Source organism: Aquincola tertiaricarbonis (assembly GCF_000969605.1).
GTDB lineage: Bacteria > Pseudomonadota > Gammaproteobacteria > Burkholderiales > Burkholderiaceae_C > Aquincola > Aquincola tertiaricarbonis.
The window spans coordinates 223,143-236,192 of sequence record NZ_JZUE01000009.1; the positions used below are offsets into that span (position 1 = coordinate 223,143).

7 protein-coding genes and 1 pseudogene are annotated in these 13,050 nt (G+C 71.4%); 4 read left to right on the plus strand and 4 right to left on the minus strand.

Translation table 11 applies throughout. The features are described 5' to 3' along the window. The first annotated feature begins 44 nt into the window (after positions 1-44). On the plus strand, positions 45-1,220 hold the full coding sequence (gene mltA, locus VO99_RS13410) for a murein transglycosylase A (RefSeq protein WP_046113363.1): 1,176 nt from the start codon (positions 45-47) through the stop codon (positions 1,218-1,220). A gap of 7 nt (positions 1,221-1,227) precedes the next feature. On the opposite strand, the gene VO99_RS13415 is transcribed toward mltA, so the two are convergent. From VO99_RS13415 to VO99_RS13425, 3 genes are all read right to left on the minus strand, one after another. Continuing rightward, the gene (locus VO99_RS13415; RefSeq protein ID WP_046113364.1) at positions 1,228-1,650 is read right to left on the minus strand and encodes a globin domain-containing protein; all 423 of its coding nucleotides are present in this window, start codon (positions 1,648-1,650) and stop codon (positions 1,228-1,230) included. Positions 1,651-1,793: 143 nt separating this feature from the next. Next, on the minus strand, positions 1,794-2,669 hold the full coding sequence (locus VO99_RS13420; RefSeq protein WP_198156940.1) for an EamA family transporter: 876 nt from the start codon (positions 2,667-2,669) through the stop codon (positions 1,794-1,796). A 31-nt stretch (positions 2,670-2,700) separates the two neighbouring features. After that, positions 2,701-3,255: an Lrp/AsnC family transcriptional regulator gene (locus tag VO99_RS13425; protein ID WP_046113366.1), complete on the minus strand. Its 555-nt coding sequence runs from the start codon at positions 3,253-3,255 to the stop codon at positions 2,701-2,703. Between the two features lie 176 nt (positions 3,256-3,431). On the opposite strand from VO99_RS13425, the gene VO99_RS13430 reads away from it, so the two are divergent. Beyond that, on the plus strand, positions 3,432-6,998 hold the full coding sequence (locus tag VO99_RS13430) for an indolepyruvate ferredoxin oxidoreductase family protein (protein WP_046113367.1): 3,567 nt from the start codon (positions 3,432-3,434) through the stop codon (positions 6,996-6,998). A 51-nt stretch (positions 6,999-7,049) separates the two neighbouring features. After that, positions 7,050-8,236, plus strand: a pseudogene (locus tag VO99_RS13435) (branched-chain amino acid ABC transporter substrate-binding protein). A gap of 24 nt (positions 8,237-8,260) precedes the next feature. On the opposite strand, the gene VO99_RS13440 reads toward VO99_RS13435, so the two are convergent. Next, positions 8,261-9,190, minus strand: coding sequence for a LysR family transcriptional regulator (locus VO99_RS13440; protein WP_046113368.1), 930 nt, complete (start codon positions 9,188-9,190; stop codon positions 8,261-8,263). A gap of 119 nt (positions 9,191-9,309) precedes the next feature. Here VO99_RS13440 and putA point away from each other — a divergent pair, with 119 nt between their 5' ends. After that, positions 9,310-13,050: a trifunctional transcriptional regulator/proline dehydrogenase/L-glutamate gamma-semialdehyde dehydrogenase gene (putA, locus tag VO99_RS13445; RefSeq protein ID WP_232315355.1), complete on the plus strand. Its 3,741-nt coding sequence runs from the start codon at positions 9,310-9,312 to the stop codon at positions 13,048-13,050.

Below are 13,050 nucleotides of genomic sequence, written 5' to 3' on the forward strand. Positions count from 1 at the left end.
TGAGAATCGCCAGCGCTCCGAGCGCTTCCAGCAAGAGTAGCCACATGCAGCGAGCTTACCGAACCCTGCGCGCCGCCCTGGCCGCGTGCGCCGCCGCCGTGTTGGCCGCCTGCTCCACCACGCCGCTGCCCGACGACGAAGCCGCCGGGCCGCCGCCGCTCACGCCGCCCGCAGCCACCGCGCCTTCGGTGCCCGGGCCGCCCGGCCTGCCGCCCGGCACCATCGACCGCGCCGCCTCCCGCTGGATTCCCGTGACCTGGGCCGAACTGCCCGGCTGGGACGCCGACCGCGCCGCCGAGGCCTGGAGCGCCTTCCTGCGCGGCTGCGAGCGCCCGGCGCCGGGCTGGAGCCGCCTGTGCGCGGAGGCCGTGTTCAGCACGCCCGCCGACGACCATGGCACCCGCCAGTGGTTCATGCAGCGCCTGCAGCCCTACCGCATCGAGGCGCTGGACCGGCCCGACCCCGACGGCCTGATCACCGGCTACTTCGAGCCGCTGGTCGAGGCCAGCCGCCTGCCGCGCGGTGCCTTCAAGGTGCCGCTGCACCGCGCGCCGGCCGATCTGCAGCAGCGCAGGCCCTGGTTCACGCGGCAGCAGATCGACACCCTGCCGGCCGCGCAGGCGGCGCTCAAGGGCCGCGAGATCGCCTACGTGGCCGATCCGCTGGATGCGCTGGTGCTGCAGATCCAGGGTTCCGGCCGGCTGCGCATCACCGAGCCCGACGGCCGGTTGCAGACGGTGCGGGTGGCCTTTGCGGGCCACAACGACCAGCCCTACAAGTCGGTCGGTCGCTGGCTGATCGAGCAGCGCGAGCTCACCGCCGACACCGCCTCGTGGCCCGCCATCCGCGACTGGGCGCGGCGCAATCCGCGCCGTGTGAACGAGATGCTGTGGAGCAACCCGCGCACGGTGTTCTTCCGCGAGGAGCCGTTGCCCGACCCCACCGCCGGCCCGCGCGGCGCGCAGGGCGTGCCGCTGACGCCCGAACGCTCGATCGCGGTCGACCCGCGCAGCGTGCCCTACGGCACCCCGGTGTGGCTGGACACGACGGAGCCGCTGTCCAACACGCCGCTGCGCCGGCTGGTGCTGGCGCAGGACACCGGCACCGCCATCGTGGGCGCGGTGCGGGCCGACTACTTCTGGGGCCCCGGCGAGATCGCCGAGCAGCAGGCCGGCCGCATGAAGCAGCGCCTGCGCATGTGGGCGCTGGCGCCGAAGTAGGCCGGGCTCAGGACGGGAGGCGGTCGCGCCCCACCTGCTTCATGATCCCGGCCATCGCGCCGTAGACGTCGATCCAGGCGGCGCGCGTTTCTTCATCGAAGGCCGGGCCCAGGCCCTGTTCCAGCGTCTTGAGCAACGCGCCGCCCACGGCGTCGTAGTCCTCGTCGCGCAGGCCCATCAGGCCGGCGTGGCGCTGGCCCAGCCCCTGCACCGCGGGCAGCAGTTCCTGCGGTTCGCGCAGCTGGCGCACCGCCTGGCCCACGGCCATCACCAGCCGCTCGCCGGGCACGTCGGCACCCTCGTCGAGCAGCGTGCGCAGGGTGGGGGAGACCTGCGACAGGTTCTGCCTGAACAGCGCCGCCGCCTGCGGAGCCATCGGCTCCACGAGATCGAAGCTTTCGTTGACCAGCTGGATCGTGTAGTCGTTCATGGCAAGGGGCTCCCGAAAAGGTGCGCGGCCTGGCGCCGCCGGGGTTTTCATGCAAGCGCAGTGCCGCCCCGGGCCGGTGCGGCGGGTGAATGGTCACCAGCCTGAAGCGCCCGCGCGACAGGCCGATGACAGTGCCCGGCCGGTCAAGCCGCGCGCCGGCCCAGCAGCCGCGGCCCCAGCAGGTTGAGCGCCAGCCCGCCCATCACCAGCGCGGCCGCGCCCAGCTTCCAGCCCTGCAGCGGCTCGCCCAGCACCAGCGCCGAGGCGCCCATGCCGAACAGCGGCACCAGCAGCGCCATCGGCGACACCGTGGCCGCCGGATGGCGCGCCAGCAGCCAGGCCCAGGCCACGTAGCCGAACAGGGTGTTGCCCACCGACTGCCACAGCACCGCGCCCCACGCCACCGCATCGGCATGGCGCAGGCTGTGGGCGATGAGCGCCGGGCCTTCCACCACCAGCGACAGCACCAGCAGCGGCGGCACCGAGAACAGGCTGGCCCACACCACGTAGGCCAGCATGTTCACCGGGCCGGCGGCCTTGGCCACCAGGTTGCCGGCCGACCAGCACAGCGCCGCGCCCAGCACCAGTGCCAGGCCCAGCAGCGTGGTGTGGGCATCGGTGTGCGCCGCGATCACGCCCAGCCCGCCGGCGGCCAGCAGCAGCGCCAGCCACTGGTAGCCGCGCAGCCGCTCGCGGTGGATGAACATCGCCATGCCGATGGTGAAGAACACCTGCGTCTGCACCACCAGCGAGGCCAGGCCGGGCGTGATGTCGGCGCGCATCGCGATGAACAGCAGCCCGAACTGCCCGGCGCCGATCAGCACGCCATACGCCGCCAGCTGCTTCCACGGCACGTTGGGCCGCGGCAGGAAGAACACTGCCGGCAGCACCGCGAACACGAAGCGCAGCGTGCCCAGCAGCAGCGGCGGCATGCGCACCAGCGCCTGCTTGATGATGACGAAATTGGTGCCCCACACGGCCACCACGGCCAGGGCGAGCAGCAGGTGCATCAGCGGCAGGCCGCGTCGTACTTCGGTCGGCATGGCGTCCCTAGGTCTTCTTCAGGTGGGCCAGCGGCAGCGCCGCGCCCGACTTCACCTCACCCAGCGAGAAGCTGGTGTGGATGTCCTTCACATTGGGCAGGTTGAGCAGCGTGTCGGTGGCAAAGCGCGAGAACGCATCCAGGTCGGCCGCCATCACCTGCAGCTCGAAGGTGCCGGCGCCGCTGATGTAGTGGCAGGCGGTGACCTCGGGCAGCTCGCGCAGCGCCTGTTCCAGCTGCTTGGTGGCCGCACCGCTGCTGCGCTCCGTGTCCACCCGCACGAAGGCCAGCACGCCCAGGCCGATGCGCCGGCGGTCCAGCTCGGCCCGGTAGCCGGTGATGTAGCCCTGCGCCTCCAGCCACTTCACCCGGCGCCAGGTGGGCGCGGCCGACAGGCCGATGCGCGAGGCCAGTTCGGCGTTGGACAGCCGGGCGTCGCGCTGCAGCGCTTCGAGGATGGCGACGTCGTAGCGGTCGAGGCCGCTGCCGTGCTTCTCCGGCTCCGGGGCGGTGGTCTCGGCGGCTGCTGGGGTTTTCCCTGATTTGGCGATTCGCGATGGCATTTGGCTGCGCGAGAGGCAGTTGGCGAAAGAAGCTTGCTCAAAACCATGGTAGCCGAGCAAACAACGAAAAGACTTCGCGGGCCGTGAAATCTACACTGGCAGCCATACGGGGGTGTGCCGGGTCACGAGCCGGGCAGTGCCTCCAAGCCAAGCCGTCGCCACTGGAGTCCTGCCGCATGAATGCACCCCTGCCCGAGTCGGTCCGCCGCGCCCTCGAGACCGTCAGCCTCGACGACAAGTACGCGCTGGCCAGTGGCCGGGCCTTCATGAGCGGCGTGCAGGCGCTGGTGCGGCTGCCGATGCTGCAGCGCGCGCGCGACCTGTCCGCCGGCCTGAACACCGCCGGCTTCATCAGCGGCTACCGCGGCTCGCCGCTGGGTGGCTATGACCAGGCGCTGTGGGCCGCGCGCAAGCACCTGGCCGAGCACCACATCGTGTTCCAACCCGGCGTCAACGAAGAGCTGGGCGCCACCGCGGTGTGGGGCACGCAGCAACTCGACCTGTTCCCCGGGAGCCGCAAGTTCGACGGCGTGTTCGGCATCTGGTACGGCAAGGGCCCGGGCGTGGACCGCTGCTCCGACGTGTTCAAGCACGCCAACATGGCCGGCACCTCCAAGCACGGCGGCGTCATCGCCATCGCGGGCGACGACCACATCAGCAAGAGCAGCACCGCGCCGCACCAGAGCGACCACATCTTCAAGGCCTGCGGCCTGCCGGTGTTCTTCCCGTCCAGCGTGCAGGACATCCTGGACATGGGCCTGCATGCCTTCGCGATGAGCCGCTTCTCCGGCGTGTGGTCGGGCATGAAGACCATCCAGGAGGTGGTGGAGTCGTCGGCCTCGGTCTCGGTCGACCCCGACCGCGTGCGCATCGTGCTGCCCGAGGACTTCACCATGCCGCCCGGCGGCCTGCACATCCGCTGGCCCGACGCGCCGCTGGAGCAGGAAGCGCGGCTGATGGACTACAAGTGGTACGCCGCGCTGGCCTACGTGCGGGCCAACAGGCTGAACTACAACGTGATCGCCGGTCCGAACGACCGTTTCGGCCTGATCGCCAGCGGCAAGGCCTACAACGACACCCGCCAGGCGCTGGCCGACCTGGGCCTGGACGACGACACCTGCCGCGCGCTGGGCGTGCGGCTGCACAAGGTCAACGTGGTGTGGCCGCTGGAAGCCACCATCACCCGCGACTTCGCGCAGGGCCTGCAGGAGATCCTGGTGGTGGAGGAGAAGCGCCAGGTCATCGAATACCAGCTGAAGGAAGAGCTGTACAACTGGCGCGCCGACGTGCGGCCCAACGTGCTGGGCAAGTTCGACGAGCCGGAAGGCGACCTCACCGGCGGCGAATGGGCCATGCCCAACCCCAGCGAGAACTGGCTGCTGCGCGCCAAGGCCGACCTCACGCCCGCCATCATCGCCAAGGCGATTGCCAAGCGGCTGAAGAAGCTGGGCGTGCCGGCGGACATCACCGCCCGCATGGATGCGCGGCTGGCCGTGATCGAGGCCGCCGAACGCACGCTGCTGACGGTGGACACCGCCAGCACCGGCGACCGCGCGCCGTGGTTCTGCTCGGGCTGCCCGCACAACACCAGCACCCGCGTGCCCGAAGGCAGCCGCGCGCTGGCCGGCATCGGCTGCCACTACATGGCCACCTGGATGGACCGCAGCACCGTCACCTTCAGCCAGATGGGTGGCGAGGGCGTGGCCTGGACCGGCCAGGCGCCGTTCACCACCGATGCGCACGTGTTCGCCAACCTGGGCGATGGCACCTACTTCCACAGCGGGCTGCTGGCCATCCGCCAGAGCATCGCCTCGGGCGTGAACATCACCTACAAGATCCTCTACAACGACGCCGTGGCGATGACCGGCGGCCAGCAGGTGGGCGAGCGGCCCGAGGGCCACTCGGTGCTGCAGATCATGAAGAGCCTGGACGCCGAGGGCGTGGCCAGGACCGTGATCGTCAGCGACGAGCCGCAGAAGTACGACGGCGTGAGCCTGCTGCCCGGCGTGACGGTGCACCACCGCGACGAGCTGGACAGCCTGCAGCGCCAGTTCCGCGAGTTGAAGGGCACCACGGCCATCATCTACGACCAGACCTGCGCCACCGAGAAGCGCCGCCGCCGCAAGCGCGGCAAGCTGGCCACGCCCGACAAGACGGTGGTGATCAACGAGCTGGTGTGCGAGGGCTGCGGCGACTGCAGCGTGCAGAGCAACTGCCTGAGCGTGGAGCCGGTGGAGACCGAGTTCGGCCGCAAGCGCCGCATCAACCAGAACAGCTGCAACAAGGACTACTCGTGCCTGAAGGGCTTCTGCCCCAGCTTCGTCACGGTGGAAGGCGGCACGCTGAAGAAGCCCAAGAAGGAGAAGAAGGGCGACCTGAGCACGCTGCCGCCGCTGCCCGAGCCCGTGCTGCCGCTGGCCGAGCAGGCCTGGGGCATCGTGGTGGCCGGCGTGGGCGGCACCGGCGTCATCACCATCGGCCAGCTGCTGGGCATGGCCGCCCACCTGGAAGGCAAGGGCGTGGTCACGCAGGACGCGGCCGGCCTGGCGCAGAAGGGCGGCGCCACCTGGAGCCACATCCAGATCGCCAACCGCGCCGATGCCATCTTCACCACCAAGGTGGACACCGCCAAGGCCGACCTGGTGATCGCCTGCGACCCCATCGTGGGCGCCAACAAGGCCACGATGGCGGTGCTCAAGCCGGGCCGCACCTTCGTGGCGATGAACACCCACGGCGCGCCCACCGCGGCCTTCGTGCAGAACCCCGACTGGCAGTTCCCGGCCGGCCATTGCGAGACGACGCTGGCCAAGTCCGTCGGCCCCGGCGAGCTGGGTGCCTTCGATGCCGAGCAGGTGGCGGTGCAGCTGATTGGCGACTCGATCTACACCAACCCGCTGATGCTGGGCTACGCCTGGCAGAAGGGCCGCGTGCCGCTGAGCCATGCCGCGCTGATGCGCGCCATCGAGCTGAACAACGTGCAGGTGGACAACAACAAGGCGGCGTTCGAGTGGGGCCGGCGATGCGCCCACGACCTGGCGGCGGTGCAGGCGCTGTTCAAGGCCGCGCAGGTGATCCAGTTCCTGAAGAAGCCGTCGATCGACGAGCTGGTGGGCAAGCGCGTGACCTTCCTCACCGACTACCAGGACGCGGCCTATGCCGAGCAGTACCGCGCCTTCGTCGAGAAGGTGCGAAAGGCCGAGGCCGCGCTGGGCGGCACGCGGCTTTCGGAGGCCGTGGCGCGCTACCTGTTCAAGCTGATGGCCTACAAGGACGAGTACGAGGTGGCGCGGCTGCACACGCAGACCGGCTTCGACGAGAAGATCGCCGCGATGTTCGAGGGCGACTACAAGCTGGTGCACCACCTGGCCCCGCCGATGACGGCCAAGACCAACGAACGCGGCGAGCTGGTCAAGCGCCCCTTCGGCCCGTGGATGCACAAGGCCTTCGGCGTGCTGGCCAAGTTCAAGGGTCTGCGCGGCACCGCCTTCGACGTGTTCGGCCGCACCGAGGAGCGCCGCATGGAGCGTGCGTTGATCGTCGACTACAAGGCCTGCATCGACGAGCTGCTGCAGGGCCTGACCGCCGAGCGCCTGCCGCTGGCGGTGGAGATCGCCAGCATCCCCGAGGACATCCGCGGCTATGGCCATGTGAAGGCCCGCCACCTGGCCACCGCGCGGCCGAAGTGGGAGGGGCTGATGGCGCAGTGGCGCGCCGGCCAGTCGGCGGCACGGCGGGTGGCTTGAAGCCGCTCTCCTTCCTTTCCTGAACCGCAGTCTTCATTTCGACCCTTGACGATGCCTCTTTGCCTGAACGCCGCCTGCCGTGCGGCCCTGTCGATCTCCCTGAAAGCCGCCGTGGCCACCGCCGTGTTGTCGTCCTCGCCCTGGGCCACGGCCCGGGCGCAGGAACTGGTGGTGCCGATCGGCCTCAGCAGCCCCTTGTCCGGACCGCAGAGCGGCAACGGGCAGGACAACCTGGCCGGCGCCAAGCTGGCGGTGGACGAGGTCAATGCCCGCAAGCCCAGCGTGGGCGGCCGGCCGCTGCGCCTGGTGCTCAAGGCCGAAGACGACCAGGCCGACCCGCGGCAGGGCGTGGCCGTGGCACAGAAGCTGGTGGACAGCGGCGTGCGCTTCGTTGTCGGCCCGTACAACTCGGGCGTGACGATGCCGGCATCGCGTGTGTACGACCAGGCCGGCGTGGTGGTGGCCACCGTGTCGTCCAACCCGAAGATCACGCAGCAGGGTTTCTCGCGGCTGTTCCGCGTGGGTTCCGCGTGGGCGCGGCCGACACCGCGCTGGGCGTGAAGATGGCCGTGTACGCCGCCAAGGAACTGAAGGTCAAGCGCGTGGCCGTGATCGACGACCGCAGCGCCTACGGGCAGGGCCTGGCGCAGGAGTTCAGCGCGGCCGGCAAGGCCAACGGCCTGGAAGTGGTGAAGACTGAATACGTCTCGGGCCAGGCCACCGACTTCACGCCGGTGCTTACCAGCATCAAGGCGGCCAAGCCCGACGCCATCTTCTTCGGCGGCTATTCGGCCCAGGCCGGCCCGATGGCGCGGCAGATGAAGCAGCTCGGCATCACCGCCAGGCTGCTGGGCGGCGACGGCCTGTGCTCCAGCGAGACCGCCAAGCTGGCCGGCGGCGACGCCGTCGGCGAGAACGTCTGGTGCACCCAGGGCGGCGCGATGATCCAGCGCGCGTCCGAAGGCCAGGCCTTCGTGGCCGCCTACCGCGCTGCCAACGGCCAACGCGATCCGCTGACCTATGCGGTGAACTTCTATGACGCCGTGCACCTGATGGCCCAAGCCATGCAGAGCGCGGGCAGCGCCGATCCCGCCAAGGTGGCCGAGGCCCTGCAGAAGGGCAGCTACAAGGGCGCCGCCGGCACCTATGCCTTCGACGACAAGCGCGACCTGAAGTCGTCGCCGGTGACGGTGTTCACGTTCAAGGGCGGGCAGCCGAGCGCGGTGACGTCGTACTGAGCGCCCGACCGCGCGCCTGCTGAATCACCGCCGCCCCGGCACTTCGGCATGCCGCCAGTCGCCGCCGGCCACCATCTGCGACACCACCGCGGCCAGTTGCCCCTTCACGGCTTCACAGGCCGGCTGGCCGGTGGCAGACGGCGCGGTGCACACCGCCAACGTGCGCATGAAGGCCCGGCCGGCGATGGGCAGGCAGGTGAGGCTGGCCGGATCCTCGCGCTCCACCGCCGACCAGGGCAGGATCGTCCAGGCCAGGCCGGCTTGCGCGGCGGCAGTCATCACCGGTGCGGCGGCGCTTTCGGCCACCAGCTGGTAGCGCAGGCCGGCGGCGTTGCACAGCTGCTCGATGCGCACGCGGATGGCATTCGGGAAGGCCGGCAGCAGCAGCGGCAGGGTGCACAGCTGCTCCACCGCCACGGGCCCGGCCAGCGCGCTGCCGGGCGGACCCACCAGCAGCAGTTCCTCGGTCACCAGCGGCAGGCTGTCGATGCGGCCCGCATCGGCGGCCTGCACCGTCACGCCCAGGTCCAGCAGATGACGCTGCACCATCTCGGCGATGTAGGCGGTGGAGCCCTCGACGATCTCCAGCGTGACGCCCGGATGCGCCTGCCGCAGCGCCCGCAGCAGTGCCACCGCCACCCGGCGCGAGGTGCTGGCCGGCAGGCCCAGCCGCACCAGGCCCACCACGTCGCCCGCCGCTTCCTGGCGCACGTGCGCCGCCACCTCCTGCGCCTGCCGCAGCAGGGCCTTGGCCTGCTCGTACAGGCGCTGGCCGGCGGCCGTGCTGCGCACGCCGCGGGCGCCGCGCTCCAGCAGCTTCACGCCCAGCACCGCCTCCAGCTTGGCCACATGCTGGCTCAGCGAAGGCTGCGCCACGTGCAGCGATTGCGCGGCCGCCGTCAGGCTTTCCAGCTCCACGATGCGGGTGAAGTACTTGAGCTGTCGCAGGTCCATCGCACCAGTATCGGCGGCAGCCAGCACTTTTGCCTATGGCTGCATCGGCAAGCCGTCTGGCCCGACCGTTGCCTTGGCCCGGGGCGATTCCTATAGTGGCCGCACACCCAGGAAGCACCATGCACACCGCTGAAGTCACCGTCCGTCCTTTCGCCGAATTCGCCTCCCAGCTGCGCCCGCAGAGCGTGCTGCGCGCGGCGATCACGTCTGCCTATCGCCGGCCGGAGCCGGAGGCGGTGGCGGTGCTGCTGGAGCAGGCCCGGTTGCCGGCCGGCCAGGCGGCCGCGGTGCAGGCGCTGGCCGGCCAGCTGGCCACACGGCTGCGCGAGCGCAAGGCCGCCGGCGGGCGGGAAGGCCTGGTGCAGGGCCTGGTGCAGGAGTTCTCGCTGTCGTCGCAGGAAGGCGTGGCGCTGATGTGCCTGGCCGAGGCGCTGCTGCGCATACCTGACGCCGCCACGCGCGATGCGCTCATCCGCGACAAGATCGGCGACGGCAACTGGGCCGCGCACCTGGGCCGCAGCGGCTCGCTGTTCGTCAATGCAGCTACCTGGGGCCTGGTGGTCACCGGCAAGCTGGTCACCACCCACACCGAGACCGGCCTGGCCAGCGCGCTGGCCCGCGTGGTGGCCAAGAGCGGCGAGCCGCTGATCCGCAAGGGCGTGGACATGGCCATGCGCCTGATGGGCGAGCAGTTCGTCACCGGCCAGACGATCGACGAGGCGTTGTCGAACGCCCGTCGGCGCGAGGCCGAGGGCTTCCGCTATTCGTACGACATGCTGGGCGAAGCCGCGCTGACCGAGGCCGATGCCCAGCGCTACCTCGCTTCCTACGAGGCGGCCATCCATGCCATCGGCCGTGCGTCGGCCGGGCGCGGCATCTACGAAGGGCCGGGCATCTCCATCAAGCTGTCGGCGCTGCACCCGCGCTACAGCCGCGCGCAGGTCGGTCGCACGCTCACCGAGCTGTATCCGCGGCTGCTGAAGCTGGCGCTGCTGGCGCGCAGCCATGACGTCGGCCTCAACATCGACGCCGAGGAGGCCGACCGACTGGAGCTCTCGCTCGACCTGCTGGAGCAGCTGTGCGCCGACCCCGGCCTGGAAGGCTGGCACGGCATCGGCTTCGTGGTGCAGGCCTACCAGAAGCGCTGCCCGCATGTGCTGGATTTCGTGATCGACCTGGCCCGCCGCACGCGGCGGCGGCTGATGGTGCGGCTGGTCAAGGGCGCCTACTGGGACAGCGAGATCAAGCGCGCCCAGGTCGACGGCCTGGAGGGCTACCCGGTGTACACGCGCAAGGTGCACACCGACGTGAGCTACCTGGCCTGCGCCCGCAAGCTGCTGGCCGCGCCCGAGGCGGTGTACCCGCAGTTCGCCACGCACAACGCGCACACCCTGGCGGCCATCTACCACCTGGCCGGCCAGAACTACTACGCCGGCCAGTACGAGTTCCAGTGCCTGCACGGCATGGGCGAGCCCTTGTACGCCCAGGTGGTGGGCGCGCGCGCCGAAGGCGGCCTGGCCCGGCCCTGCCGCATCTACGCACCGGTGGGCACGCACGAGACGCTGCTGGCCTACCTGGTGCGCCGGCTGCTGGAGAACGGCGCCAACAGCTCCTTCGTCAACCGCATCGCCGACGAGGCCGTGCCGGTCGAGCAGCTGGTGGCCGACCCGGTGGCGGTGGTGGACGCCGCGGCCGCCGCCGAGGGCCAGGCCGGCCTGCCGCATCCCGGCATCGTGCTGCCGCGCGAGCTGTTCGGGCCGGCGCGTGCCAACAGCGCGGGCATCGACCTGTCCAACGAGCATCGGCTGGCCTCGCTGGCCGGTGCGCTGCTGCGGCCTGGCGCGGCCTGGCGCGCGGTGCCGCTGGTCGACGGGCAACCGCGCGAAGCCGGCGAGGCGCAGCCCGTGACCAACCCCGCCGACCGCCGCGACGTCGTGGGCGAGGTGATCGAAGCCACGGCCGACGACGCCCGCGACGCCGTGTCCGCCGCGGTGGCCGCCGCCCCCGCCTGGGCCGCCACGCCACCGGCTGACCGCGCCGCGCTGCTGGAACGTGCCGCCGACACCCTGGAAGCGCAGATGCAACCGCTGCTCGGCCTGATCGTGCGCGAGGCCGGCAAGACGCTGGGCAACGCCATCGGCGAGGTGCGCGAGGCGGTGGACTTCCTGCGCTACTACGCGGCCCAGGCCCGCGCGGAGCTCACGAACGACACCCGCCCGCTGGGCCCCATCGTCTGCATCAGCCCCTGGAATTTCCCGCTGGCCATCTTCACCGGCCAGGTGGCCGCGGCACTGGCCGCCGGCAACACCGTGCTGGCCAAGCCGGCAGAGCAGACGCCGCTGATCGCCGCGCAGGCGGTGGCGCTGCTGCATGCGGCCGGCGTGCCCGGCGGCGCGCTGCAGTTGCTGCCCGGCCGCGGCGAGACCGTGGGCGCCGCGCTGGTGGCCGAGGAGCGCATCCGCGGCGTGATGTTCACCGGCTCCACCGAGGTGGCGCGGCTGCTGCAGCGCAGCCTGGCCGGTCGGCTGGATGAGCGCGGCCAGCCGCCGCTGCTGATCGCCGAGACCGGCGGGCAGAACGCGATGATCGTGGACTCCTCCGCGCTGGCCGAGCAGGTGGTGACCGACGTGGTGACCTCCGCCTTCGACAGCGCCGGCCAGCGCTGCTCCGCTTTGCGCGTGCTGTGCCTGCAGGACGACGTGGCCGACCATGTGCTGACCATGCTGCACGGCGCGCTGCGCGAGCTGAAGCTGGCCCGGCCTGACGAACTGAGCACCGACGTCGGCCCGGTGATCGACGAGGACGCCCGCGAGGGCATCGAGCGTCACATCGCCGCCTTCCAGCAGCGCGGCCGCGCGGTGCAGCGGCTGGCCGGCGATGCGCAGCAACTGGCGCGTGGCAGCTTCGTGCCGCCGGCGGTGATCGAGATCGGCGCGCTGGCCGAGCTGCAGCGCGAGGTGTTCGGCCCGGTGCTGCACGTGCTGCGCTACCGGCGCGAGGCGCTGCCGGCGCTGATCGATGAGATCAACGCCAGCGGCTACGGCCTGACGCTGGGCCTGCACACCCGCATCGACGAGACCATTGCGCTGGTGACGGAGCGCGTGCAGGCCGGCAACCACTACGTCAACCGCAACATCGTGGGCGCCGTGGTGGGCGTGCAGCCGTTCGGCGGCGAAGGCCTGTCCGGCACCGGGCCCAAGGCCGGCGGGCCCCTGTACCTGCGCCGGCTGGTGGCCGGGCCGGTGCAGTCGCCGGTGCCGGTGCTGGAACCCGGCGCCCGTGCGGTGCTGCAGGCGCCGCTGCAGGCGCTGGCCGCCAGCCGGCCATCGGCGCCGTGGCTGGGCGCGCTGTGCGAGGCGCTCGCCCGTCAGTCACCCGTCGGCATGCAGGCGCTGCTGCCGGGGCCCACCGGCGAGCGCAACGTCTACCGGCTTCTGCCGCGCCATGCGGTGCTGTGCGTGGCCGCGACGGGCGATGCCGACGACCTGCTGTGCCAGCTGGCGCATGTGCTGGCCGCGGGTTCGTCGGCCGTGTGGGTGGAGGGCGCGGCCAGCCGGCAGGCGCTGGAAACCCTGCCCGCCGCGCTGCGCGGCCGGGTCAGCACGGTGCCGGGGGATTGGACGCAGGCGGCCACCGTCGCCCCCATCGACGCGATGCTGCTGCACGGCGACGCCGAGGCTGCCCGTGCCGCCAGCCGGGCGCTGGCCCAGCGGGAAGGCGCCATCGTCGGCCTGCAGGTGGCCGCACCCGGCCAGCACCGGCCCGGCGTCTTCGCACTGGAACGCCTGCTGCTGGAACGCAGCGTGTCGATCAACACCGCCGCGGCGGGCGGCAATGCCAGCCTGATGACGCTGGATTGA